This is a genomic window from Methylobacterium sp. DB0501 (genome assembly GCF_011043735.1).
Taxonomy (GTDB): domain Bacteria; phylum Pseudomonadota; class Alphaproteobacteria; order Rhizobiales; family Beijerinckiaceae; genus Methylobacterium; species Methylobacterium alsaeris.
The window spans coordinates 52,374-78,006 of sequence record NZ_JAAKGV010000014.1 but is presented as its reverse complement, the minus strand read 5'-3'; the positions used below and the strand labels follow the sequence as shown (position 1 = coordinate 78,006).

Here is a 25,633-nt window from a genome sequence, read left to right as displayed (position 1 = left end):
ACGAGGGGGCTTATAGCGAGGGCTTCCGGGGGCCGCAAGGCCGTTCGTGGCGGATGGCCGAGTTTCTTGCGCGGCGGCCTTTTACGGCTCGCGGCGTTCCGGCAGCGACCCTGCCGCAGGGGAGGGGAGGAGGCCTTGCGCGTTCCCGTCCCGCACCCCATTGTCGCGCCACGGAATTGGACGGCACCGGCGGGGTGGCGGATGGTGAGCCGGGTGGCGGTGTGAGCGACGACGACAAGGCCGGATCGCCGGATCCGGGAGCCCACCACGCCGCGGAGGCCCCGTCCTACGCGCATCTGAAATCGGCGGTGATCCGCGAGCCGGGTCTCGACGACCGCGGCAGCGTGTTCTTCGCTGCGATCGAGATGACCCGGATGCCGATGATCCTGACGGATCCGCGCCAGCCCGACAATCCGATCGCGTTCGCCAACCGGGCGTTCCAGGATCTCACCGGCTACGCCCAATCCGAACTGGTTGGCCGCAACTGCCGCTTCCTGCAGGGGCCGGAGACCAGCCGCGAGACCGTGGCCGAGCTGCGCCAGGCGGTCGCGGAGCGCCGGGCGATCGCGACCGAGATCCTCAACTACAAGCGCGACGGTTCGCCGTTCTGGAACGGCATCTTCATCGGCCCGGTCTTCGACTCGGCAGGCGAGATCGTCTACTTCTTCGCCTCGCAGCTCGACGTGACCCGGCGGCGGGTGTCGGAGCAGGCCTTCCGCCAGGCGCAGAAGATGGAGGCGATCGGCCAGCTCACCGCCGGCCTCGCCCACGACTTCAACAACCTGCTGCAGGTCGTCACCGGCAACCTCGAACTGGCGCGCAGCTCCGTCACCGGCGAGCGGGCGCAGCGACAGCTCGCCAACGCGGCCGGCGCTGCCGAGCGCGGCGCCAAGCTGACGAAGCAGCTCCTGTCCTTCGCCCGCAAGGCGCGGCTCGAGCCGCGCTCGCTCAACCTCAACGCCCTGGTGCTCAACCTCGCCGAGGTGGCGGAGAGCACGCTCGGCAGCACCGTCTCGGTGCGCCTCGACCTGACGCCGCGGCTGCCGGCGGTCACCCTCGACCGCACCAACCTCGAGATGGCGCTGCTCAACGTGCTCATCAACGCCCGCGACGCGATGCCAGCGGGCGGCACGGTGACGATCTCGACCGCCTCCGTGCACCTGAACGGCAACGGACGGGCCCGCAACCTGCCGCCCGGCGATTACGTGGCGCTCCGGGTCCGCGACGAGGGCGAGGGCATGCCGGCCCACGTCGCCGAGCGGGCGACCGAGCCGTTCTTCTCGACCAAGGGCCCCGGCAAGGGCACCGGCCTCGGCCTCGCCATGGCGCACGGCTTCGTGCAGCAATCCCGCGGCCGGCTCGAGATCGAGAGCCGGCCGAGACAGGCCAACCAGGGCGAGACCGGGCAAGGCGGCACCACCATCACGATGCTGTTCCCCGCCGGCTCCGGCGCGACCGTCGAGGAGGAGCCCGCCGAGCCGAGGGCGATCCTACGGCGCGGCGACGAGACCGTGCTGCTGGTCGAGGACAGCGACGACGTCCGCGCGCTCGCCCGCGAATACCTCCAGAGCCTCGGCTACCACGTGCTGTCGGCCCGCGACGGGACCGAGGCCTTGAGCATTCTGGAGAACGGCGAGCGGATCGACCTCCTGTTCTCCGACATCGTGATGCCGGGCAGCGTCAACGGCCTGATCCTGGCCGAGCGGGCGCAAGCCTTGCGGCCGAACCTGCCGGTTCTGCTGACCACCGGCTACAACGAGGATCTGGTGGCGGAAGGGCCGACCGCCCCGACCATGGACGTGCTCGGCAAGCCCTACCGCAAGGCCGAGCTCGCCGACCGGATCCGCGCCGCCCTCGATCGCGGCGTGAAGGCCATGCCGGCCCCGGGCGATCCTCATCACGGCTGAGGCGGGGGCGAGCCCGACGGCGGCGTGCCCCGGGACCCGCCCGGCGTCGTCCACCTGGTTGACGTCGTCACCGGGCTGACATGGGGCATGCGCAAGAACGGCCGCGCCCATCCGCCGAGGATCCCATGCCGCGCCGTCCCCTCTTCGCTCTCTCGCTCCTGCTCTCGGGCAGCGCCGTCGCCCTGGCACAGGAGCCGCAGGCCTTCCCCGCCACGCTCGCCGGCCATGCCGTGTTGCCGGCCGAAAGCGTCGTGCCGCTGCCGGCCGACGCGCCGAAGGATCTCGCCACCCCGGGCAAGTTCACCACCGGCCGGCGGGTCGAGGCGGTCGGCACCGTCGAGGCGCAGTCGATGGGGCGCGCCACCAATGTGAGGCTGCCGCTCAAGGGACAGCCGCTCCAGGGCTATTCCGGCATCAAGCACGGGCCGGACGGGACCTACTGGGTGCTGACCGACAACGGCTTCGGCACCAAGGCGAACTCGCCCGATTCGATGCTCTACCTCAACCATTACCGGATCGACTTCGAGACGGGCCGCGTCGAGCGGCTGGAGACGATCTTCCTGCGCGATCCCGACAAGAAGGTGCCGTTCCGCATCGTCAACGAGGCGACCGACAGCCGGTACCTCACCGGCAGCGATTTCGATCCCGAGAGCTTCCAGTTCGTCGGCGACACGATCTGGATCGGCGACGAGTTCGGCCCCTTCCTGATCAAGGCCGACCGTACCGGCAAGGTCGAGGCGGTCTTCGACACCCTCGCATCGGACAAGCCGGTCCGCTCCCCCGACAACCCGGCGGTGACCACTCCGGCGATGCCCGGCGGCACGGTGGCGTTCGATTCTCGCCGCTCGAAGGGCTTCGAGGGCATGGCGGCCTCAGCGGACGGCAGCCGGCTCTACGCCCTGCTCGAAGGCCCGCTCTGGAACGCCGAGGCGAAGGCGTTCGAGAAGCATGACGGACGGGACGTGCTCCGCATCCTCGAATTCGACACCAAGGCGGAAAAGTGGACCGGCCGTTCCTGGCTCTACCCGCTCGAGCAGGCCGGCAACGCCATCGGCGACTTCAACCTGATCGACGGCACGACCGGCCTGGTCATCGAGCGCGACGACGGCGAGGGCACCGCCGACCAGGCCTGCCCGGCGGGCCGGAAGGGGCCCGGCTGCTTCTCGGTCCCGGCGAAGTTCAAACGCGTCTATAAGATCGAGATGACCGACGCCAACCAGGGCGGCCCGGTGCGCAAGATCGGCTTCATCGACCTGATGCGCATCGCCGACCCCGGCAAGAAGGCGCGCAAGCCGCTCACCGACGGCGCGCTCGCCATGCCGTTCTTGACCATCGAGAACGTCGATAAGGTCGACGATACCCACATCATCGTCGGCAACGACAACAACCTGCCGTTCTCGGCGAGCCGCGACCCGCACAAGGTCGACGACAACGAGTTCGTGCTGCTGGAGGTGGGGGAGTTCCTAAAGGCGAAGTAGCGGGCGGGGCTCCGCTTCCGGGTTCCGGCCACGTGCGTTTTTCGACCGGCGCCCGGCAGACCTGACATCCACCGCGTCGTTCCGGAGCCGTGCAGCGGAGCCCGGAATGACGATGGAGGGCTTCACGACCGCGAGAGAAGCGGACGTTCTTTCAGCGTCTCGCCTGGCTCGCCTCGCGAAACAGCTGCCACTCCTCGACCACGCGCCCGTCCGGTAGGTGGCAATAGCCGGCTTCGCCCTGAGGCCCTTTCCGGATCTCGAGGCGCCCGCCGACCGAGGTGCAATGCGCCGAGGCCGGGTTCCCGAGGGCCCGCGCCGGCGGGATGGCTGGGGCGACGGTGAGTAGCGCGGCGACGGCAAGCAACGATTTCACGGCTTGTTTCCCGATCCCGTCTCCGACGCATGACGAACCGAGGGCGGTGAACCGGCGGTGGCGCGAGGGCACCCCGCCGGTCAGGCAGACTCAGTGCCCTCCGCCCAGATACGCCGCCCGCACCTGCGGATCGTTGCGCAGCTGCGCCGCCGGGCCCTGGAAGCGGATGCGGCCGTTCTCCAGCACATAGGCGTGGTCGGCCACCCCGAGCGCCGCCATGGCGAACTGCTCGACCAAGAGCATCGTCACCTGCTCCTCCTTGAGCCGGCGGATGATGCGGAACACCTCCTCCACCAGCTTCGGGGCGAGGCCCATCGAGGGCTCGTCGAGGAGCAGGATCTCCGGGCGCAGCATCAGGGCCCGGCCCATGGCGAGCATCTGCTGCTCGCCACCCGACAGCGTGCCGGCGAGCTGGGTGCGCCGCTCGCGCAGGCGCGGGAACAGGGTGTAGGCCCGCTCCCGGTCGGCGTTGACGTCGCCCTTCGGCCGCGAACCGGTGAGGCGCGGGAAGGCGCCGAGCGTCAGGTTGTCCTCGACCGAGAGGGTCGGGAAGACCCGCCGCCCCTCGGGCGAGTGGGCAAGCCCGGTGCGGGCGACGTCGTGGCTCTCCAGGCCGCCGATCTCGCGGCCGTTGAGCTTGATCGAGCCGGCGCGCGGCTTGATCATGCCCGACAGCGCCCGCATCGTGGTGGTCTTGCCGGCCCCGTTGGAGCCGATCAGGGTGACGACCTGGCCCTTCGGCACCGTGAAGGTGAGGCCGTGCAGGACCTCGATCTGGCCGTAGCCGGCCGACAGGCCGCTGACATCGAGCATCTCTCTACTCCGCGGCGTCGGCAACCGGGCTGCCGAGATAGGCTTCGATGACCTTGGGGTCGGACTGGACCTCGCGGGCGCCGCCCTCGGCGATCTTGTGGCCGAAATCGAGCACGCTGACGCGGTCGCACAGCCCCATCACCACGTCCATGTGGTGCTCGATCAGGATCACCGTGATGCCGGCGTCGCGGATCTTGCGGATGATGAGGGTGAGTTCGGCGATGTCCGGGGCGGTGAGGCCCGCGGCCGGCTCGTCGAGGAGGAGCAGGACGGGGTCGAGGGCGAGCGCGCGGCCGATCTCGAGGAGGCGCTGCTTGCCGTAAGGCAGGTTGCGCGCCTCGATCTGGGCCAGCGGGCCGAGGCCCACGAAGTCCAGGATCGCCATGGCGCGGGCCCGCGCCTCTCGTTCCTCGCGCCGGCGCCGCGGGGTGCCGAGAATCGCGTCGAACAAGGTGCCGTGGAAGCTGTGGTGCAGGCCGACCAGCACGTTCTCCAGGGCCGTCATCTCGCGGAAGAGCTGGACGTTCTGGAAGGTGCGGGCGACGCCCGACAGGGCGATCTCGGACGGCGTGCGGCCGTCCAGGCGCTTGGCGGCGTCGGCACCGGTGGCGAGCGAGACGCTGCCGGCGGTCGGCTTGTAGATGCCGGTGAGCACGTTCATCATCGTGCTCTTGCCCGAGCCGTTCGGGCCGATCAGCCCGTGGATCGTGCCCGGCCGCACGGCGAGATCGACCTCGTTGAGGGCCTTGAGGCCGCCGAACTGCATCACCGCCCGCTCGACCTTGAGCAGCGGATCGGCGCCGGAGCGGCCGCCCTGGCGGATCAGCGCCTCGCCGGAGGCCGCGAGTTCCTGGGTGGCGCCGGTATGGTGTGGGCGCAGGAAGGGCAGCTTCTCGCGCAGGAAGCCGACGATGCCGTCCGGCAGGTAATAGACCACGAACAGGATCATCAGGCCGAAGACGGTGAGACGGAAATCCGTCACCGAGTCCATGGCGAGCGTCGCCGGGAAGAAGGCGAGGCAGAGGGCGCCCGGGATGAGCAGGGTCATCCGGTTGTCCTGGCGGCGCAGGAAGGCGAGGCCGACCACGACGACGGCGAGCGCGGCGATGATGCCGGCCATGATCCGCACCAAGCCGATATCGGCCAGGATGTTCGGCATCATCACGATGATGGCGGCGCCGATCAGCGGTCCGGAGCGCGACTTGCGCCCGCCCATGGTGACGGCGAGCAGGAACAGGACCGTCAGCTCGAAGCCGTAGGAGTTCGGCGCGACGTAGCGTTCCGACCACGCGAACAAAGCCCCGGCAAGGCCCGCGAGCGCCGCCGAGATGACGAAGGCGTAGACCTTGTAGCGGTAGACGCTGACGCCCATGCAGTCGCAGGCGATCGGCGAATCGCGCAGGGCCTCGAAGGCACGGCCGAAGGGCGAGCGCACCACCCGGTTGACCACCAGGATGGTGGCGAGCAGGCAGGCGCAGACGAGGTAGTAGAATTCGAGCTTGCGACCCGCCGCGCCCCAGGGCGCCTGCATGCCGATCAGCGAGAAGTCGAGGACGCGGGCCGGCGGCAGGGTGATGCCGAGCGGGCCGTTGGTCAGATCGGTCATCTCGTTGATGAAGATCTGGATGATGGTGCCGAAGGCGAGCGTCACCATCGCGAGGTAGGGCCCGCTGACCCGGAGCGCCGGAATCGCCAGCAGCAGCCCGAAGGCGGCGGTGACGCCGATGCCGGCGACGAGCCCGACCCACAGCCCGAGCTTGAACTTGAGGAACAGCACGGCCGCCGCGTAGGCGCCGATGCCGAACAGCCCGGCATGGCCCAGCGAGACCTGGCCGGTATACCCGACCACGATGTCGAGGCCGAGGATCAGGATCGCGTAGATCGCGATCACCACCAGCAGGTGGATGTAGTACTGGCTGGTGACGACGTGCGGGAAGGCCGCCAGGAAGACGACGAGGGCCACGGCCCCGAGGAGGCCGACGAAGCGGCCGAGCCCGGCTTTCGGGACCGGCGGGGCGGTTTGCCGGGCCAGCGCCGGCGCGGAGGCGGACTGCGCCATGATCGTGAGGAACCCTGGAAGAAGCGGGAGCGACGAGGCCGCTCCCGCGATCCGGGAGCGGCGCGGGCGAAAGAATCAGACCTTCTTGATCACGGCCTTGCCGAACAGGCCGACCGGGCGCACCGCCAGCACGGCAAGCAGCAGGATCAGGCCGGGCACGTCCTTGTAGCCGGTCGAGATGTAGAAGCCGGTCAGCGTCTCGGCGACGCCGAGGATCAGCCCGCCGACAATGACGCCGAGGCCGGATTCGAGGCCGCCGATGATGGCGACCGCGAAGGCCTTGAGCGCCAGCACCGAACCCATCGTGGCGCCGGTCAGCGTGACCGGGGCGACGAGCACGCCCGCGAAGGCGGCGGTCATGGCGCTGATCGAGTAGGACAGGGTGATGACCTTCTGGGTGTTGATGCCCATCAGGCCGGCGGCGTCGATGTCGTTCGAGGTCGCCACCACCGCCTTGCCCCAGATCGAGCGGCGGTTGAACAATTCGACGGCGAGCATCATCAGGAGCGCGCCGGCGACGATCATCAGCTCCATCGGCAGGATCCGGACGCCGCCGAAGGTCAGCGCCTCTTCCGGCAGCGGCGAGGGGAACTTGAGGTCGTCGCGGCCCCAGATGTTCTCGGCGACGTTCTTGAAGATGATCCCGAGCGCGATGGTGGCCATGATCCACCCGTACTCGGACTTGATCTTCACCGCCGGGCGCACGCCGAGGCGTTCGACCACGGCGCCGAGCGCGAAGCCGAAGACCAGGACCAGCGGCAGCATCAGCCAGTAGCCGGTGAACGGCACCAGCGTCAGGCCGAACAGGGCGCCGAGCATCAGGGCCTCGCCCTGGCCGAAATTCAGGGTCTTCGAGGTGGCGAAGGTGAGCTGGTAGCCGAACGCGATCGCGGCGTAGATCATGCCGACGGCGACGCCGCTCGCCACGAGCTGAAGGAAGATCTGCATGGGGATAAGCTCGGGGGGAGGGCTCGTCTCGACGGGCGGGCCCCGCATCTCGTGCGCGGGGCCCGGTGACAGCCTCAGTTCGAGGCCTTTTCCTTGACACGGACGACGCCGGCGTTCTTGGCGTCCTCGTCCTTGGCGTAGACGATCTTGCCGTCCTGGACCTTGCCGAACACCACCATGTTGCGGCTGATGGCGTTGTGGTCCTTGGGCGTGAACGGCTTGTCGTAGGTGGTGACCACGCCCTCGACCTTGGTGTTCAGGTCCTCGAGCGCGGCGCGCACCTTCGGCCCGTCGGTGGTGCCGGCCTGCTTGATCGCGGCCGCCAGCAGGTAGACCGAATCATACCCTTGAGCGCCCGCCACCGGGGTCGGGATCTTGTTGACCTTGAAGGTGGCGTAGTAGCCGTCGAGGAAGGACTTGCGCTTGGGCAGCGTCTTATCCTCGATGAAGGTCTGGGGCATGATCACGCCGTTGCCGTTCGTGCCGGCGATGTCGATGAAGCTCTGCATCGAGGCCGGCCACGAGGTGATCATCGGCACCTTCCAGCCGAGCTTGGCCATGCCGTTGGTGATCTGAGCCAGTTCCGGGCCGATGCCGTAGGCCAGGATCACGTCCGCGCCCGCCGCCTGCGACTTCAGCAGCTGGGGCGTCATGTCGACGTCCTTGATGTTGAACTTCTCTACCGCGACCGGCTTCACGCCCTTCGCCTTGAGGTACTTCTCGAGGTCCTCGCGGCCGAGCTGGCCGTAATTGGTCGAATCGGCCAGGATCGCGATCTTCTTGAATCCCTGCGCGATCGCCTCGTCGGCCATCATGCCGGCCTGCAGCACGTCGTAGGCCGAGTTGCGGAAGACGTAGTTGTTGTCGTAATCCGGCGGATTGAACTGGTTGGTGATGATCGTGCCGGTGGCGACGTTGTTGATTACCGGGATCTCGGCTTCCTGGTAGAAGCGCTGGGCGGCGAGCGCCACGCCGGTGTTGATGAAGCCGAGGGTGGCGACCACCTTCTCCTTGTTGATCAATTCCTGGGCGACCTGGGCGCCGACCTCGTTCTTGGCCTCGTCGTCGCGCTCCACGAGCTGGAGCTGGCGCCCGAGCACGCCGCCATTCTTGTTGATCTCTTCGGCGGCGAGCCGCACGCCGTCGCGCATCGACACGCCCATCGAGGAGGAGCCGCCGGTATAGGGGCCGGTCACGCCGATCTTGATCGGGTCGGCCGCCAGGGCCGGGACCGCAAAGGCGGTCGCGCAGGCGAGCGCCGCCGCGAGAGCGGTCAGGGATGAGCGCATCAGGATTCCTCCGGGGACCGTTTCTTGCCGTGCCGACCCAGGCGGCCGGGTATCGGGGTGCCGGATAGAACCGAGATTGGCAGCGCTTGTCGAGCGCGTCTTTCGATCTAGAAAGCGGGCTGGCGCCCGAGCCAGGGTGCCGCGACGCTGACCGGGTCAGCCGGCGACTCGATCCTGCCGGCAAGTCGATTTCATTGGCAAGTCGATTCCGCCGGAAAGTCGATCTACGCCGGGCGTTCCCCCTCGCGGGGGTATCCCGGGCTCGGATTCGGCGGTCCCCGGGATGCTCCCGTGACGGTATCGGATCCGCCGGAAGGCTTTCGCGATCGGGGGAGCGTTGCGTCGCCCCGTGCCCCCGTCAATCCTTCGCCGGCTCGTCCTTGCCGGGCACCTGGGTGATGCCGCCGATCACTCGCACGGGGCGGTTGCCGTCGGGCGGGGTCTTCCAGCCGCCGTCCTTGGCCTCCGGGGCCTTCGCGGGCGTGGCCTCGGCCGCCTTGGCCGGTTGCTCCTTGCGCGCCGGCTCGGCCTTCGGCGCCAGCGGCGGCACGAGGGCCGCAGGCGTCTCGATCTTCTCTTGCGGCTTCTCTTGCGGCTTCGTCCGGGCGGCGGTCCGGCGCGGCGCCTCGGGCTTCACGCCCTCGTGCCTGGCACCCTCGGGCGTGGTCTCGCGGCGCGATGCGGCACCGTTGCGGGCGGCGGGACTGTCGGGGTTGAGGCCGAGCGGGTTCGGCCCGGCGCCGCGCGGGGTCGGCGCGGCGCGGACGGCCGGGGAGGGGGGCTCCATCCCGGGGACCGCCTGGCCGGGGACCGCCTGCTGCGGCGCCGTCTGCGGCAGCGGGCGGGCGGCGACGCGGCGCTCTTCCGGACGCTCGCCCACCGGCGGCAGCGGCTCGGCCCGGGGGAGCGGCACGGGGGCATAGGCGCCGTCGCGCGGACCGCTCTCGCGGAAATCACCCCGCGGGCCGCGCTCGCGGAACATGTCGTCGCGGGGCGCCGGCGGGCGCACGTCGGCCTCGGTCCAGCCGTAGCCGGGACGACGGCCGCCGGGAATCGTGCCGGGGGGAATCAGCGGCGCCTCCAGGCGCTCGCGGTCGAGGATGCGGCCGGTGCGGGCATCGACGACGAGCTGGACCCGGTTGCCCCACGGGCTGTCGGCCTCGACCCGGTAGGTCTCGCCGTCGAAGCGCGGATGGCTCATGCCCGTGAAGCCGGCCCGGCCGAGGCGGAAGAGCACTGCCCGGGGCGGCAGGATCGCGTCGTTCTCGTCCTCGATGCCGATCTGATATTCTTGACGGTAATCCTGGCGGTAGCCTTGCGCCCGCGCGGGCGCCCCCGCCAGCAACGTGGCGGCGAGCGCAGCCAGCAGGGCCGCGCCCGTCACGGACCGCGGTCCCGTCTTCGACGGCTTTGCAGTCATCGTCCCGCATTCCCTTGTTTTCGGGGTCGTGCCGGGCTCGTGCGGCCCCGCATTCCCCTCGTGCTCGGACAAGATTCTGTTAACCGTGGGATTGAGGCGGGATTGCGGGAGCGCGGCCGTCATGAGCATCGCCTTTCGGGTAAGAACTGACGGACGGGCCTTCGCCCGTCCCGGAGGATGTTCATGTCGCGCCTGTTGCCCACCCTTCTCCTCGCCCTCTTGCCCTGCGCTGCCCTCGTGCCGTGCGCTGCCTTGGCCGAGGACAGGCTGCCGACGATCCCGCCCGCCCAGTACAGCCCGGAGCAGAAGCAGGCGGCGGAGGCGTTCGAGGCCGCCCGCAAGACCCCGGTCTTCGGGCCGTTCGAGCCGCTGATGTACTCGCCGGACGTGATGACCCTGGCGCGCTCGATGGGCGATTACCTGCGCTACAAGCCGAAGATCGGCACGACGCTCTCGGAACTGGTCATCCTGGTGAACGCCCGTCATTGGACGCAGGATTACGAGTGGTACGTCCACGCCCCGATCGCCCGCAAGGTCGGCATCGCGCCTGAGACGATCGCGGCGATCCGCGACGGCCGCCGCCCGACCGGCCTGCCGGAGGATCAGGAGACGGCGTACGACTTCACGGCCGAGCTGCTCCAGAACAAGCGCGTCTCCGATGCGACCTTCGCGCGGGCGGAGAAGCTGTTCGGCAAGCCGGGCATCGTCGATCTGACGGCGGTGAGCGGATACTACACGTTCCTGGCGATGGAGCTGAACGTCGCCCGCTACCCGCTGCCGAAGGACGGGACGCCGCTGCCGCGTCTGCCGGAATAGATTTTTCGGGCATAAACCCAGAGAATTCATAGCCTCCATGTCATCCCGGGGCTCGCCGAAGGCGAGAACCCGGGATCCATCACCGCCAAAGGCGCAAAACGAGGCGTATCCCGATCCGCTTCATCCTGTATCGTCAGCGGATATGGATCCCGGGTTCCGCTGCGCGCCCCCGGGATGACGGGGAGGGTGTCGGGATCGTTCTTTTTGGCACGACTCACGGGTTGGCAGCTCTCACGAGGCCCGCCGCGCCAACCCCAGAAACTCCTCCACCTCCGCCTCGGTGGTCGAGAAGGCGGTGATGAGCCGGATCATCCGCTCGCCCTCCCGCACAGCCTCGCCGGCCGGAAGGCTCCGGCTCGCCCAGTCGTAATAGACCGCGCCGCCCCGGCGCAGGGCCTCGTCGAGGCCGGCGGGCAGGATCGGGAAGAGTTCGTTGCCCCGGACCGGCCAGGCCAGGCGCATGCCGGGGATCTCCGACAGGCCCGCCGCGAGCCGCGCCGCCATGCGGTTGGCATGCGCGGCATTCGCCAGCCAATGGTCGTCGGCGAGGTAGGCGTCGAGCTGGGCGGCGAGGAAGCGGCCCTTCGACAGGATATGGCCGGCGCGCTTGCGGCGGAATTCCAGCGTCTCGGCGAGGTCGGAGCGAAAGACCAGGATGGCTTCCGCGGCGAGCGCCCCGTTCTTGCTCGCCCCGAAGGACAGGATGTCGATGCCGGCGCGCCAGGTCATCTCGGCGGGCGAGCACCCGAGCGCCGAGAGGGCGTTGGCGAAGCGTGCGCCGTCCATGTGGACGGCGAGGCCGTGGGCGTGGGCGATCCGGCTCAAACGCGCGATCTCGTCCACCGTGTAGACCTGCCCGCTCTCCGTGAGCTGCGACAGGGTGAGCGCGCGGGGCGGCATCTGCTTCACGTGGCGGGTCAGGCCGCCGAGGAAGGCGTCGAGGGTGTCCGCGGCGATCTTGCCGCCGGGGCCGGGCAGGCCGTGCAGCTTGGCGCCGTGGGTGTAGAATTCCGGCGCGCCGCACTCGTCCTCCATCACGTGCGCCTCCTCGTGGCAGAGGCACAGACCGAAGGGCGGCACCATCACGGACAGCGCGAGCGCGTTCGCCGCGGTCCCGGTGGCGACCGGGAACACCGCGAGGTCGGCGTGCTCGAACAGCGCCCGGAAGCGCGGGGTCAGCCCGAGCGTCAGCGGGTCGGCGCCGTAGGCCGGCATCGCGCCGCCGTTGTGGCGCACGATCGCCTCGAGGACCGGGGCGCTCGCGCCCACCACGTTGTCGCTCGCGAAGTTCATCAGTCCCTGGGCTCCCTCGATCGTGCTCGCGGTCATCATGCCGGGCCGGAACGGCCGGGACGAGGCGCTGCCGCTCATGCCCGTCATGTCCTGGTCGTCACACCCTGGCGATCATCTCCCGGCCAGCGCGGGGGAAAGATGCGCGGTCATCGCCGGATTCGGCATTTCGTTGCGGGTCGCGGTGACGAAACGCAAGAAAAGCACAAGGGTGGACGGAATGGCCTCTTGCTGGACCGGTTGAAATCTGGCAGGTTCCCCGAGTTAGGACAGTACCGCTGTCCCATTTTCCCGGCCGGGCTCCGCGCCCCCGGGTCGCAAGGGCGCTGGCTTGTGGCTTGCACGACGGCCAAACGAGATACCAAACGCGCCGCCATTCGGGCGGTGCGGGCGCACGCGGGCTGAGTACAAGCCTGCCGGGCGCTCGCGAGGTGCGGGCGCTCCCTTCGCGAGACGCGACCGACCCTCCCGCGGCTAAAGAACGATAAGGCGGCGGCCGTGCCCTCGGCCAAGCCCGCCCGCGGCGCCCTGCGGCTGTCCGCGCCACTTCGCCCGCCCGTGACGGTGGGATAGCCTGCCGCTGAGGCAGGCGCGCCTGTCCCGGAGGCGGGCGGCCCTTTCCCGGCCGGCGCGTCCGGCCCTTTTCGACCATTCGCGAGCGCGCCGGCGCGCCTCGACACGAAGACCGGACCTTGGGAGACCAGACCATGAGCGGCACGGACCAGTCCCAGCACCCCTCCCGCGGGCAGGCGGTCCCCGCCCTCGTCGTGCGCGACCCGGCCCTGCCGGCGCGCCAGGGCCTCTACAACCCGGGCAACGAGAAGGATGCCTGCGGCGTCGGCTTCATCGCCGACATGCACAACCGCCAGACCCACGCCATCGTCCAGCAGGGCCTGCAGATCCTGGAGAACCTCGACCATCGCGGCGCGGTCGGTGCCGACCCGAAGATGGGCGACGGCTGCGGCATCCTGGTGCAGGTCCCGCACGGCTTTTTCGCGGCGGAGGCCGAGCGCCTCGGCATCAGCCTGCCGGAGGCCGGGCATTACGGCGTCGGCCAGCTCTACATGCCGCGGGACGAGGAGGGCTTCAAGCTCGTCGAGAAGATCGTCGAGAAGGCGATCGCCGACGAGGGCCTGAGCCTGCTCGGCTGGCGCGACGTGCCGGTCGACCCGAGCGACCTCGGCGAGAGCGTTCGGCTGAGCGAGCCGCGCCACCGCCAGGTGTTCATCGGCCGCCCGGCCTCCAGCGCCGACCAGGACGCCTTCGAGCGCCGGCTGTTCCTCGTCCGCAAGGTGATCTCGAACGCCGTCTACACCCTCAAGGACGCGCGGCTGAAGGAGTTCTACCCGGTCTCGCTGTCCTCGCGCACCATCGTCTACAAGGGCATGGTGCTGGTGAACCAGCTCGGCCACTACTACCTCGACCTGAAGGACGAGCGCTTCGTCTCGGCCCTGGCGCTGGTGCACCAGCGCTTCGCCACCAACACCTTCCCGACCTGGCGCCTGTCGCACCCCTACCGGATGATCGCGCATAACGGCGAGATCAACACGCTGCGCGGCAACGTGAACTGGATGGCGGCGCGCCAGGCCAGCGTCGATTCGGAGCTGTTCGGCAACGACATCTCGAAGCTCTGGCCGATCTCCTACGAGGGCCAGTCCGACACCGCCTGCTTCGACAACGCGCTGGAATTCCTCGTCCAGGGCGGCTACCCGCTCGCCCACGCGATGATGATGCTGGTGCCCGAGGCCTGGGCCGGCAACCCGCTGATGAGCGAGGAGCAGCGCGCCTTCTACGAGTACCACGCCGCCCTGATGGAGCCGTGGGACGGCCCGGCCGCGCTCTGCTTCACCGACGGCCGCCAGATCGGCGCCACCCTCGACCGCAACGGCCTGCGCCCCGCCCGCTACCTCGTCACCGACGACGGCCTCGTCGTGCTCGCCTCCGAGATGGGCGTGCTGCCGATTCCGGACGAGAAGATCGTCTCGTCCTGGCGCCTCCAGCCGGGCCGGATGCTGCTCATCGACCTCGAGAAGGGCCGCATCGTCTCCAACGAGGAGATCAAGAGCGAGCTCGCCGCCGCCCATCCCTACAAGGAGTGGCTGAAGCGCACCCAGATCGTGCTCGAGGACTTGCGCCCGGTACAGCCGCGCGAGTCGCGCACCGACGTGTCGCTGCTCGACCGCCAGCAGGCTTTCGGCTACACCCAGGAAGATCTGAAGCTCCTGATGCAGCCGATGGCCGTGACCGGCCAGGAGGCGGTCGGCTCGATGGGCACGGACACGCCGCTCTCGGCGCTCTCCGACAAGCCCAAGCTGCTCTACACCTACTTCAAGCAGAACTTCGCGCAGGTGACGAACCCGCCGATCGACCCGATCCGCGAGGAGGCCGTGATGAGCCTCGTCTCGTTCATCGGGCCGCGGCCGAACATCCTCGATCTGGAGGGCACCTCGCGCAAGAAGCGCCTCGAGGTGCGCCAGCCGATCCTGACCAATGCGGACCTGGAGAAGATCCGCTGCATCGGCCATTTCGAGGACCGTTTCGACACCAAGACCCTCGACATCACCTACGCGGCCGAGACCGGCGCGCAGGCGATGGAGGGCGCCCTCGACCGCCTCTGCGACCGCGCCGAGGCGGCGGTGCGCGGCGGCTACAACATCATCGTGCTCTCGGATCGCGCCGTCGGCCCGGACCGGATCCCGATTCCGGCCCTGCTGGCCACCGCCGCGGTGCACAACTACCTGATCCGCAAGGGGCTGCGCACCTCGGTCGGGCTCGTGATCGAATCCGGTGAGCCGCGCGAGGTGCACCACTTCGCGTGCCTGGCCGGCTACGGCGCCGAGGCGATCAACCCCTACCTCGCCTTCGAGACGCTGATCGCGATGAAGGACGAGCTGCCGCCCGAGCTGTCGGACGACGAGATCGTCTATCGCTACATCAAGTCGATCGACAAGGGTCTGCTCAAGGTGATGTCCAAGATGGGCATCTCGACCTACCAGTCCTATTGCGGCGCGCAGATCTTCGACGCGATCGGGTTGAACTCGGCCTTCGTCGAGCGCGACTTCTTCGGCACCGCCACGACCATCGAAGGCATCGGCATGGCCGAGGTCGCCGAGGAGACGGTGCGCCGCCACCGCGACGCCTTCGGCGATTCGCCGGTCTACCGCACCGCCCTCGATGTCGGCGGCGAATACGCCTACCGCCTGCGCGGCGAGGCCCATACCTGGACGCCCGACACGGTCGCGACGCTCCAGCACGCGGTCCGGCTCAACCTGCCGGAGCGCTACCGGGCCTTCGCCAAGATGGTGAACGAGCAGGAGAACCACCTCAAGACGATCCGCGGCCTGTTCCGGATCAAGAGCGCGGCGGAGATCGGCCGGGCGCCGGTCGAGATCGATGCGGTCGAGCCGGCGGCCGAGATCGTCAAGCGCTTCGCCACCGGGGCGATGTCCTACGGCTCGATCTCCAAGGAGGCGCACGAGACCCTGGCGATCGCCGTCAACTCCTTCGGCGGCCGCTCGAACTCGGGCGAGGGCGGCGAGGAGCGCGAGCGCTTCCGGCCGCTGCCGGACGGCCGTTCGCGCCGCTCGGCGATCAAGCAGGTGGCCTCGGGCCGCTTCGGCGTCACGACGGACTACCTCGTCAACGCCGACATGATGCAGATCAAGGTGGCGCAGGGAGCCAAGCCCGGCGAGGGCGGCCAGCTGCCCGGCCACAAGGTCGATGCCAAGATCGCCAAGGTCCGCCACTCGACCCCGGGCGTCGGCCTGATCTCGCCGCCGCCGCACCACGACATCTACTCGATCGAGGATCTGGCCCAGCTGATCTTCGACCTCAAGAACGTCAACCCGGCGGCCGACGTCTCGGTCAAGCTGGTGGCGGAGGTCGGCGTCGGCACGGTGGCGGCCGGCGTCGCCAAGGCGCGCGCCGACCACATCACCATCTCGGGGTTCGACGGCGGCACCGGCGCGGCGCCGCTGACCTCGATCAAGCATGCCGGCGGGCCGTGGGAGATCGGGCTGGCCGAGACCCAGCAGACCCTGGTGCTCAACCACCTGCGCGGCCGGGTGGCGCTCCAGGCCGATGGCGGCATCCGCACCGGCCGGGACGTGCTGATCGCGGCGCTGCTGGGCGCCGACCAGTTCGGCTTCTCGACCGCGCCCCTAATCGCGGCCGGCTGCATCATGATGCGCAAGTGCCACCTCAACACCTGCCCGGTCGGCGTCGCGACCCAGGATCCGGTGTTGCGCAAGCGCTTCAAGGGCACGCCCGAGCACGTCATCAACTACTTCTTCTTCGTGGCGGAAGAGGTGCGCGAGCTGATGGCGTCTCTCGGCGTCACCAGGCTCGACGAGCTGATCGGACGCTCGGAATATCTCGACAAGCTCGCGGCGATCTCGCACTGGAAGGCCAAGGGCCTCGACTTCACCCGGCTGTTCCACAAGCCGGACGTGCCGGAGACGGTCGCGCTCCGTCACGTCGAGAGCCAGAAGCACCCGATCGACCAGGTTCTCGACCGGCGGCTCATCGCCGCTGTCGGCGACGCGATCGAGACCGGCGTGGCGGTGACCGTCGAGGACACGATCCGCAACTCCGACCGGGCCGCGGGCGCGATGCTGTCGGGCATGGTCGCCAAGGCTCACGGTCACGAGGGGCTGCCGGACGACACCCTGACGGTGAAGCTCACCGGCACCGCCGGCCAGAGCTTCGGCGCCTGGCTCGCCGCCGGCGTGACGCTCAGCCTGACCGGCCACGCCAACGACTATGTCGGCAAGGGCCTGTCGGGCGGCAAGCTGATCATCCGGCCCTCGGATGCGCTCGGCTCGCCGTCGGACCGCACCATCATGGTCGGCAACACGGTGCTCTACGGCGCGATCGCCGGCGAGGCCTATATCCGCGGCGCGGCCGGCGAGCGCTTCGCGGTGCGCAACTCGGGCGCCATCGCGGTGGTCGAGGGCATGGGCGACCACGGCTGCGAGTACATGACCGGCGGCGTCGTCGTGTCGATCGGCGAGACCGGGCGCAACTTCGCGGCCGGCATGTCGGGCGGCATCGCCTATGTGCTCGACGAGGACGGGTCGTTCGCCAAGCGCTGCAACCTGTCGATGGTCGATCTCGAGCCGGTCGAGGAGGAGGACGAGTTCATGCGCCGCTTCCACCAGGACGGCGACCTGGAGACCAAGGGGCGCATCGACATCCTGGCCGACATGTCGGGCCACGACGAGGCACGCCTGGTCGGGCTCATCAACAACCACCTGAAATATACCGGCTCGGTGCGCGCCAAGGCGATCATCGACAACTGGGAGACCTACCGCACCAAGTTCGTGAAGGTGATGCCGGTCGAGTACCGGCGGGCCCTGCGCGAGATGGAGCGGGCCCGGATGCCGGTGGCGGCGGAGTAACGCCGACCTGAACCCTCCCCCCTCTGCGGGGGGAGGGTGCCGGGAAAAGAAAGGCGCGGGCTTCCCCTCTCCCCGCGGGCGGGGAGAGGGCTACGGACCCCTTGTCGGGTCCGTAGCAAGCGGAGGCGCAGCCGGAGCGAGGGTGAGGGGGTATCGACGGATAAGGCTCCTCCGGAAACACCCCCTCACCCTCGCGGCGAACCTATGGTTCGCTGCACGGGCTTGCTGCTGACCCGGCAAGGGGTCAGCAGCCCTCTCCCCGCCCGCGGGGAGAGGAGAGAACCCGCGCCACTTCTTTTCCTGGGCAGCCCTGCCGCAGGGGGGAGGGTTGAGGTGGCGCTTTAACGAACGATCGGAGACGCACGGAGATTCCGCGGTGAAGGTCTACGGCGACATAATGTCGGGCAACTGCCTGAAGGTGCGGTACGTCGCCGATCACCTCAGGCTCGCCTATGAGTGGATCCCGATCGATATCATGCGGGGTGAGAGCCGCACGCCCGACTTCCTCGCCCGCTTCCCCGCCGGGCAGGTGCCGGGGGTCGAGTTCCCGGACGGGCGCTGCCTCGCCCAGTCGAACGCCATCATCCGGTACCTCGCCCGGGGTTCCACCCTGCTGCCGGACGATCCCTGGATACAGGCCAGGATCGACGAGTGGCTGTTCTGGGAGCAGTACAGCCACGAGCCGACCATCGCGGTCTGCCGTTTCCACATGCGCTACAAGGGCGAGCCGGCCGAAACCCGCGACCCGAAGAAAGTCACCGGGGGCGAGGCTGTCCTCGACCGGATGGAGCGACACTTGACCGCCGCCGAGTGGTTCGTCGGCGACGCCGTCAGCGTCGCGGACGTCGCCTTGTTCGCCTATACGCAATTCGCCGACGAGGGCGGATTCGATCTCTCGGGCCGGCCCGCCATCCGGGCCTGGCTCATCCGTTGCGGGGAGGTCTTCACACTCCCCGAATCCGCTACCGTCGCCGGGGTCGCTTAAGACCCGCCGCCGGCCCGATCACTTCACGAACTGAGCACGCTACCGATGGGCAAGGTCACAGGCTTCCTCGAATTCGACCGGCAGGAGCAGAAGTATCAGCTCGCGGCCGACCGCGTGCGCCACTTCCTCGAATTCACCCTGCCACTCGACGAGCACGACCTGAAGAAGCAGGCGGCGCGCTGCATGGATTGCGGCATCCCGTTCTGCCACGGCCCGACCGGCTGCCCGGTCCACAACCAGATCCCGGACTGGAACGACCTCGTCTACAACGCGGATTGGGAGGAGGCGGCGCGCAACCTGCACTCCACCAACAACTTCCCGGAATTTACCGGCCGCATCTGCCCCGCACCCTGCGAGGAGGCCTGCACCCTCAACCTCGAGAACCAGCCGGTCGCGATCAAGACCATCGAGCAGGCGATCGCCGACAAGGCCTGGACCATGGGCTGGGTCGTGCCCGAGCCGGCCGCGGTGAAGACCGGCAAGAAGGTGGCGGTGATCGGCTCGGGTCCGGCCGGCCTCGCGGCGGCCCAGCAGCTCGCCCGCGTCGGCCACGATGTCCACGTCTTCGAGCGCGAGCCGAAGGCGGGCGGCCTGCTCCGCTACGGCATCCCCGACTTCAAGATGGAGAAGCGCCACATCGACCGCCGGGTGCGGCAGATGGAGGCCGAAGGCGTGCAATTCCATTACGGCGTCAATATCGGCGTCACCCGCTCCTTCGCCAGCCTACACAACGAGTTCGATGCCGTGCTGTTCGCCGGCGGCGCCGAGGCCCCGCGCGATCCCGGCCTGCCGGGCCAGGAGTTCGAGGGCGTGCATTTCGCCATGCCCTACCTCGTCCAATCGAACCGCCGCGTCGGTCAGGAGGCGGCCACGGCCGAGGAGCCGATCGTCGCCGCCGGCAAGAACGTGGTGGTGATCGGCGGCGGCGACACGGCCTCGGATTGCGTCGGCACCGCCTTCCGCCAGGGCGCCCTCTCGGTCACCCAGCTCGACATCCGCCCGCGCCCGCCGGAGCGCGAGGACAAGCTGACCGTGTGGCCCTACTGGGCGACCAAGATGCGGACCTCGTCGAGCCAGGCGGAAGGCGCGGAGCGCGAGTTCCAGGCCGCGACGCTCCGCATCGAGGGTAAGAAGGGCAAGGTGAAGGGCGTGGTCTGCGCCCGGGTCGACGAGGCGCGCAAGCCCATCGCCGGTTCCGAGTTCCTGCTGCCCGCCGACCTCGTCTTCATGGCGATCGGCTTCGCCGGCCCGGTGGCCACGGGCCTGCTGGAGGAATCCGGCGTAGCCCGCGACAAGCGCGGCAACGTGCTCGCCGACGACACCCAGTACCGCACCTCGACCGACAAGGTCTGGGTCGCCGGCGACATGCGCCGCGGCCAGTCCCTGGTAGTGTGGGCGATCCGCGAGGGCCGGCAGGCCGCCCGCTCCATCGACGAGGCGCTGATGGGTGCGACGACCCTGCCGCTCTGACGGCGGGGGTCGGCGAGGACGATCGGTCCTTGCCGTACCGGATTCGACGACAGGCAACGGGATCCGCTCCGGCCGGGGCGGGTCCCGTTGCCGTTCCCGGGTGGCAGGGTGCTCGGGCGTCGCTAGGGCAGGATGGGCGCCGCTCTTCCTGTCTCCCCGCGGACAGCCCTGCTCTCGTGGGGAGAGCGCGAAACCGTGCCCGTCCTTCGCCCGACCACCTCGCGCCGGCCGGGGATGGGCGCAGGCGAATGCCGAGGTCACGCGCCCGATTGCCCCCGACATCATCGCCCGCGACCGATCGCAGTTCACTCGATCTATTCTAATTCAAGTCCGATCTGCTGTCTGATCCGCCGTTTGTTAGCGTTCGCGAACATTGCGGAAGATGCGCAAAGGCAACACGACAGCCGATTGCGACAGTGCGTGGAATCGTTCCAGAACTTGCCGTGATCGGGTGATTGATTGCCCGGGACCGGGCGATTACGCCGCGAGAAGCCGCTTCTTCCGCCCGAGGTTCCTGTGCGCTCAACGCTCCCCCCCGCCCGTCGGCGCCGCTCGCCGCTGCTCCTCGCCCTGCTCGCAGGCGCGGCGCCGGTTCTGGGCCTGAGCGGCGCGGCGGCCCAGGAGGCCGGCGAGGCCATCGCGCTCGATACGATCACGGTGGCCGGTGCGCCGGCCTTCCGGGAGACCGCCACCGGCCCGGTCCAGGGCTACCGGGCGACCCGCAGCGCCACCGCGACCAAGACCGACACGGCTTTGCGCGACCTGCCCCAGACCGTCAACATCGTGCCGCGGGAAGTCATCGTCGATCGTGCGGAGACGCGCCTCGCCGACGCGCTGTTCAACGTCAGCAACGTGCAGCCGGGTGGCAGCATCCAGGGGCGCAGCGACACCTTCATCATCCGCGGCTTCCGGACCCAGACCTACGCCATCGACGGCGTGTTCATGAACCAGGCCAATACCTTCTACCCGGTGCAGCGCGACCTCGCCGATGTCGAGCGGATCGAGGTGCTGAAGGGGCCGGCCTCGGTGCTCTACGGCCGCGGCGATCCGGGCGGCGTCATCAACATCGTCACCCGCCAGCCGAGCCTGGTGCCGACGGCCGATGCCAGCGTCCAGGGCGGCAGCTTCGGTTTCCGTCGGGTGCAGGGTTCGGTCTCCGGGCCGGTGCCGGGGGCCGACGGGCTTGCCGCCCGCCTGAGCTTCGGGACGCAGGTCGACCCAACTTTTCGCAATCTCGCCGACCGCGACAATTCCCGCTTCTTCATCGCGCCGGCCTTCAGCTGGAATCCGAGCCCGGATACCCGGGTCTCGTTCATCGGCGAGTTCACCCGGCAGGATACCGTCTACGACGAGGGATTGATCGCCCGGAACGGCCGCGTGCCGCTCGACAACATCTCGCGCTATTACGGCGAGCCGTTCTCGCGCTACAACGCCAACGCCAATTTCGGCACGCTGAAGGTCGAGCACGACTTCAACGAGCACCTGATGCTGCGTCAGGTGCTGAATGCCCAGAGCGGCAGCTTCGACGCCCTCGCGGCGCGGGCCGCCGGCGTCTCGGCCAACGGGCTCACCGTCTCCCGCCGCACCACGGCGACCACCTCGACCTATGCGACCGTCGACAGCCAGACCGAGCTGGTGGCCAAGTTCGACTGGCTGGGCTTGCGCCACACGGCGCTCGTCGGGGTCGAGTACGTCAACGGCTACCGGCGCGCCGTCACCAATCAGGGGCCGCTCGCCTCCGTGAGCTTCGCCAACCCCGTCCCGGGCCTCGCCCTGCCGGGCCCCCTGTCTCTGCAGAGCGACCTGAAGCAGAAGACCGAGCTGACCGGGCTCTACGCCCAGGACCAGATCGATCTCGGCTACGGCCTGCAACTCCTGCTCGGCATCCGTTACGATACCGGATCGCAGTTCTACTTCAGCCGCACGCCGACCTCGCGGACGATCCCACCGGAACAGGAACTCTCCGGCGTGTCGCCGCGGATCGGCCTGATCTATCGCATCGCCGAGCCGCTCGCGCTGTATGCGAGCTATTCGACGTCGTTCAAGCCGCAGACCGCCAACTTCTACGGCGTCGCCAACCCGCCGCCGGAAACCGGCGAGCAGATCGAGGTCGGGACCCGGTTCGACCTCTCCCCGGACCTGAGCCTGACCGCCTCGGTGTTCGACATCACCCGCAACAACGTCGCGGCCAACGACCCGGTCAATACCGGCTTCTCGATCATCACCGGGCAGCAGCGCTCGAAGGGCGTCGAGGCCGACCTCGCCGGAACGATCCTGCCGGGCTGGAAGGTCATCGGCGGCGTCGGCTACACCGATGCCCGGGTATCGCGCGACCTCATCATCCCGGTCGGCAACCGGCTCGACGGGGCGCCCCAGTTCAGCGGCAGCGTCTGGACCACCTACCAGATCGAGGAGGGGGCCTGGCGCGGCCTCGGACTCGGTGCCGGCGTGACCCATGTCGGCTCGCGTTTCGGCGACATCACCAACACCTACAAGGTCGGTGCCTATACCCGGGTCGATGCGGCGGTGTTCTACGACCTCAACGAGCACGCGCGGTTCTCGCTGAACCTGAAGAACCTGACGAACGCGCGCTACATCGAGGCGCCGTTCAACCAATTCAACAACATCCCGGGGGCGCCGTTCTCGGTGCTGGCGACGATCACGGCGCGGTTGTAACCCCGCCTACCCCCGCGGCCAGCGGAAATCGTCCGCCCGGCCGGGCTGGGGCGGAGGCGCCACGCCGCGGGTCAGGCTGCGCTCCAGGGTGTAGCCGGCATCGCCCTCGACCCGGGGCCGGCCGGTGACCAGCCCGCCGCCGGGCGCGACCTCGTTGCGGGTCAGCGGCAGGACCGGGCCGGCGGCGGGCTTGACCGGCAGGGCCGGGATGCCCGGCGGCTCCGGCAGGCTCGGCAGCATCGCGGTAATCAGCCGGTCGATCGCCGCGTCGTCGTCGAGCTTGGGCAGGCCGGCGGCCGGCGGCGCCTCCGGGGTGAGGGAGGACACCGCGTCCGGCAGGGCAGGGGTGCCGCCCTTCGCCTCGATCAGCCGCCTGATCTCGACATCGGCGAAATGCGCCGCTTTGCGGGCGCCGGCCTGGGTGAAGTGCACGCCGTCGGCGGTGCGCAACTTCGCCGGCTGCCCCTCGAGGTCGGGCCCGCTCGCGGCGTAGCGGTTGTTCTCGTCGACGAAGGCCGGCCAGATGTCGACGTAGACGCCGCCGGCGCGCTGCACCCGGTCGCGGGCGATCTCGTTGAGCGAGGTGATGTCGGCCGACAGGGTGTCGCTCTTCATCGGCGGCTCGCCGACCCAGACCACCGGCACCTTGCGGTCGGTGAAGACCTTCAGGAAGGCGTCGACCCGGTCGCGGTAGACGGCGCGCCAGCGCTCGCTCAGGGGATCGAGGGTCTGGTCGCCGTCGCGCAGGGGCTGGCGGTCGTTGGCGCCGATCATCACGACGGCGTAGGACACTTTCGGGTTCGCCTTGAGATAGTCCTCCGCCGCCTTCGGCCAGTCGACCACGTCCTTGCGCACGAGGCCGCTGTCGCCCTTGGCGCGGCGGATCACCACCACGTCCGGATTCGCCTCGTAGACGGTGTCGAGGCCCTGACCCAGCAGGTCGGCGAGGGAATCACCGAACACCGCGATCTGCGTGTGTGGGTCGGTCTTGGGCTTGGGCGCGGCGGGGCGCGCCACGACCGGAGCGGGGCGGGGCTTCGGCCGCTGCACCGAGCGTCCCTCGCGGCTGCGCACCACCTCGCGTTCCCGCTCCCTCTCCCGCTCCCGCCGCGGGCGGGGGGTGCGGTAGGCGCTGCGCGGAGCGGGCTGGCCGTAATCCTGGGGCGGGGCTTGGACCGCGGGGCGGTCCTCCCACGGCCAGAAGAACTGCCGCTGCGGCTCGGGAGCGGGCCGGGCGGCGGGCGCGCGGCGATAGCCGTAGCCGTCGTAATATTGCGCCCGCGCCGCGTCCGGCGCGACGAGCCCCGCCAGCAGGCTTCCCAGAAAACCCCCCAAGAGGCTCCTCATCAGGAGGCGCGACAGCGTCCGTCCCGTCGGCCGATCCATCCGCATCACCCCGGCTCGCTCCGCATGCGCATCGCCGGAGTTATAGCGCGGCGACGGGCCTGTTCCCACCCGCGCCCGGGACGAGGCTGCGTCTTCGTCGTCCGTCAAGGTTATGGGATGATGAAAGACAGTGTAAAACCTCCGTTCAGCATCGCCGGAACTCGCCGGTCTTCGATGAGGACGTCCGACGGAATGACGACCACCCGTTAAGCGACGCCGGTCGAGGATGGTCGAAGGCGAGCGACGGACTCATAACCACAGTCGCCGCATATCAGGCGAGTGCGTCACATGATTCGGACTGTAGGGCGGCTGGGCGTCCAGGCCGCGCTCATCACGGCGATCGGGGCGGGCGTGCTGTTGCACCGGGGCGGCCAGGAGGCGGCGGCCGTGACCTTGCGACCGGCGCTCGACCCGGTGCCGATCGCCGCGCGTCTGGCGCGGCCGGCCGCGCCGGCACCCGCACCCGGCGTCAGGGTGGTCCTGGCGATGCCCTGGGCGAACGGCAGTGCCGAGCTGGCGAGCGACGCGCTGAACGCCCGCTACGGCTCCGACCTCAGCGATTCGCGGTGACGACCGGCGAGACCGCCCGGCCGAGGGAGACCCAGCGCGCACCCTCGTCCCCCTCGCGCTTGATGTAGGTATAGCCGGTCTTGTGCCAGGGCAGCACGGCGCTGGTCTTGTTGTCGAGGACCAGATCGCCGCGGTCGGTGCGCAGCATCAGCACGGCGTGGCCCTCGCCCTTCTCGTCGATCACCACCGTCATCCGCATCGCGCGCCGCGGCAGCCCGGCCTGGGCCAGCAGCTTGCGCTTGAGGAGCTGGAAGTCCTCGCAATCGCCCGAGCCGTCCTCGGCGAGGTCCCACCGGTCCGGTACGCCCCAGTGGTCCATGTCGGTGACCGCGCGCAGGGACGTGTTGACCTGGCGGTTGATGCCGGTGACCGTCTGCCACAGCCGCGGGGTGAGGGTGACCTGGGCCGGCTCGCTCGGGTCGACCGCGCATTCCGACGCGTAGCGGGCGCAGAACTCGGTCCAGGCCGGGACCGGCCGGGCCTCGCCGACCGGGGCGGCCGGGATGGTGACGGCGGGAAGCGCCGCCAGGGTCTGGCTTCCGGCCCCGCTCACCGGGGCGAGGAGGGCGACGGCGACGGCCGCGGCGACGGCCGCCGAATGCGCGACGATTCCGATTCCATTCCGGCGACCCGCGATACGCATCCGACCCGCACCCGCAACCGTTAAGCTCTCGTTAACGAGTTGGTCGCACGCCGGGTCCGCCGGGGCAACGGCCGAGTTAAGAAAAGGTTAACGCGTGTTCACAGGGGCCGC

At 69.5% G+C, this 25,633-nt stretch carries 17 protein-coding genes; 8 read left to right on the top strand and 9 right to left on the bottom strand.

What is annotated here, in order from left to right:
• Positions 1-221: 221 nt before the first annotated feature.
• On the top strand, positions 222-1,907 hold the full coding sequence (locus tag G4G93_RS20440) for a histidine kinase famiy protein (protein WP_165086714.1): 1,686 nt from the start codon (positions 222-224) through the stop codon (positions 1,905-1,907).
• Between the two features lie 125 nt (positions 1,908-2,032).
• Positions 2,033-3,385 carry an esterase-like activity of phytase family protein gene (locus G4G93_RS20435; RefSeq protein WP_165086713.1) on the top strand — a complete coding sequence of 451 codons (1,353 nt, stop codon included), beginning with the start codon at positions 2,033-2,035 and terminating at the stop codon, positions 3,383-3,385.
• Between the two features lie 151 nt (positions 3,386-3,536).
• Here G4G93_RS20435 and G4G93_RS20430 read toward each other — a convergent pair whose 3' ends face one another.
• The 6 genes from G4G93_RS20430 to G4G93_RS20405 all read right to left on the bottom strand — a co-directional run bounded on the left by G4G93_RS20430 (position 3,537) and on the right by G4G93_RS20405 (position 10,251).
• Positions 3,537-3,758, bottom strand: a complete 222-nt coding sequence (locus G4G93_RS20430; protein ID WP_165086711.1) for a DUF333 domain-containing protein — start codon at positions 3,756-3,758, stop codon at positions 3,537-3,539.
• Positions 3,759-3,848: 90 nt separating this feature from the next.
• Positions 3,849-4,571, bottom strand: a complete 723-nt coding sequence (locus G4G93_RS20425; RefSeq protein ID WP_139034876.1) for an ABC transporter ATP-binding protein — start codon at positions 4,569-4,571, stop codon at positions 3,849-3,851.
• Positions 4,572-4,575: 4 nt separating this feature from the next.
• Complete coding sequence (locus tag G4G93_RS20420) at positions 4,576-6,630, bottom strand: ABC transporter permease subunit (RefSeq protein WP_165086710.1); 2,055 nt, start codon at positions 6,628-6,630, stop codon at positions 4,576-4,578.
• Positions 6,631-6,705: 75 nt separating this feature from the next.
• Entirely contained in the window at positions 6,706-7,578 is an 873-nt protein-coding gene (locus tag G4G93_RS20415) for a branched-chain amino acid ABC transporter permease (RefSeq protein ID WP_165086709.1), read from the bottom strand.
• A gap of 74 nt (positions 7,579-7,652) precedes the next feature.
• The gene (locus tag G4G93_RS20410; protein ID WP_165086707.1) at positions 7,653-8,867 is read right to left on the bottom strand and encodes an ABC transporter substrate-binding protein; all 1,215 of its coding nucleotides are present in this window, start codon (positions 8,865-8,867) and stop codon (positions 7,653-7,655) included.
• A 358-nt stretch (positions 8,868-9,225) separates the two neighbouring features.
• Positions 9,226-10,251, bottom strand: coding sequence for a hypothetical protein (locus tag G4G93_RS20405; protein ID WP_312892148.1), 1,026 nt, complete (start codon positions 10,249-10,251; stop codon positions 9,226-9,228).
• Positions 10,252-10,470: 219 nt separating this feature from the next.
• Here G4G93_RS20405 and G4G93_RS20400 point away from each other — a divergent pair, with 219 nt between their 5' ends.
• A complete protein-coding gene (locus G4G93_RS20400) occupies positions 10,471-11,103 on the top strand; it encodes a carboxymuconolactone decarboxylase family protein (RefSeq protein WP_165086704.1) in 633 nt (210 codons plus the stop codon).
• A gap of 231 nt (positions 11,104-11,334) precedes the next feature.
• Here the strand turns inward: G4G93_RS20400 and G4G93_RS20395 are convergent, their stop codons facing one another.
• Positions 11,335-12,396, bottom strand: coding sequence for a low specificity L-threonine aldolase (locus tag G4G93_RS20395; RefSeq protein WP_165086869.1), 1,062 nt, complete (start codon positions 12,394-12,396; stop codon positions 11,335-11,337).
• 704 nt (positions 12,397-13,100) lie between these two features.
• Here G4G93_RS20395 and gltB point away from each other — a divergent pair.
• The 4 genes from gltB (at position 13,101) to G4G93_RS20375 (ending at position 22,923) form a co-directional block, all read left to right on the top strand.
• Positions 13,101-17,792, top strand: a complete 4,692-nt coding sequence (gene gltB / locus G4G93_RS20390) for a glutamate synthase large subunit (RefSeq protein WP_165086703.1) — start codon at positions 13,101-13,103, stop codon at positions 17,790-17,792.
• Between the two features lie 376 nt (positions 17,793-18,168).
• Complete coding sequence (locus G4G93_RS20385; protein WP_165086702.1) at positions 18,169-18,777, top strand: glutathione S-transferase family protein; 609 nt, start codon at positions 18,169-18,171, stop codon at positions 18,775-18,777.
• 45 nt (positions 18,778-18,822) lie between these two features.
• Complete coding sequence (locus G4G93_RS20380) at positions 18,823-20,247, top strand: glutamate synthase subunit beta (RefSeq protein WP_165086700.1); 1,425 nt, start codon at positions 18,823-18,825, stop codon at positions 20,245-20,247.
• A gap of 516 nt (positions 20,248-20,763) precedes the next feature.
• A complete protein-coding gene (locus tag G4G93_RS20375; RefSeq protein ID WP_165086699.1) occupies positions 20,764-22,923 on the top strand; it encodes a TonB-dependent siderophore receptor in 2,160 nt (719 codons plus the stop codon).
• Between the two features lie 6 nt (positions 22,924-22,929).
• On the opposite strand, the gene G4G93_RS20370 is transcribed toward G4G93_RS20375, so the two are convergent.
• Positions 22,930-24,258, bottom strand: a complete 1,329-nt coding sequence (locus G4G93_RS20370) for a DUF459 domain-containing protein (RefSeq protein ID WP_246736911.1) — start codon at positions 24,256-24,258, stop codon at positions 22,930-22,932.
• 339 nt (positions 24,259-24,597) lie between these two features.
• Here G4G93_RS20370 and G4G93_RS20365 point away from each other — a divergent pair, with 339 nt between their 5' ends.
• The gene (locus tag G4G93_RS20365; protein WP_165086698.1) at positions 24,598-24,879 is read left to right on the top strand and encodes a hypothetical protein; all 282 of its coding nucleotides are present in this window, start codon (positions 24,598-24,600) and stop codon (positions 24,877-24,879) included.
• On the opposite strand, the gene G4G93_RS20360 is transcribed toward G4G93_RS20365, so the two are convergent.
• Complete coding sequence (locus G4G93_RS20360) at positions 24,863-25,522, bottom strand: transglutaminase-like cysteine peptidase (protein WP_165086696.1); 660 nt, start codon at positions 25,520-25,522, stop codon at positions 24,863-24,865. The genes G4G93_RS20365 and G4G93_RS20360 overlap by 17 nt on opposite strands.
• Positions 25,523-25,633 lie beyond the last annotated feature (111 nt).

Coding starts and splice junctions, on each gene's coding strand:
- gltB (WP_165086703.1), top strand. CDS start 13,101: ATGAGCGGCACGGACCAGTCCCAGCACCCCTCCCGCGGGCAGGCGGTC.
- G4G93_RS20395 (WP_165086869.1), bottom strand. CDS start 12,396: ATGAACTTCGCGAGCGACAACGTGGTGGGCGCGAGCGCCCCGGTCCTC.
- G4G93_RS20365 (WP_165086698.1), top strand. CDS start 24,598: ATGATTCGGACTGTAGGGCGGCTGGGCGTCCAGGCCGCGCTCATCACG.
- G4G93_RS20435 (WP_165086713.1), top strand. CDS start 2,033: ATGCCGCGCCGTCCCCTCTTCGCTCTCTCGCTCCTGCTCTCGGGCAGC.
- G4G93_RS20400 (WP_165086704.1), top strand. CDS start 10,471: ATGTCGCGCCTGTTGCCCACCCTTCTCCTCGCCCTCTTGCCCTGCGCT.
- G4G93_RS20420 (WP_165086710.1), bottom strand. CDS start 6,630: ATGGCGCAGTCCGCCTCCGCGCCGGCGCTGGCCCGGCAAACCGCCCCG.
- G4G93_RS20360 (WP_165086696.1), bottom strand. CDS start 25,522: ATGCGTATCGCGGGTCGCCGGAATGGAATCGGAATCGTCGCGCATTCG.
- G4G93_RS20380 (WP_165086700.1), top strand. CDS start 18,823: ATGGGCAAGGTCACAGGCTTCCTCGAATTCGACCGGCAGGAGCAGAAG.
- G4G93_RS20425 (WP_139034876.1), bottom strand. CDS start 4,571: ATGCTCGATGTCAGCGGCCTGTCGGCCGGCTACGGCCAGATCGAGGTC.
- G4G93_RS20410 (WP_165086707.1), bottom strand. CDS start 8,867: ATGCGCTCATCCCTGACCGCTCTCGCGGCGGCGCTCGCCTGCGCGACC.
- G4G93_RS20415 (WP_165086709.1), bottom strand. CDS start 7,578: ATGCAGATCTTCCTTCAGCTCGTGGCGAGCGGCGTCGCCGTCGGCATG.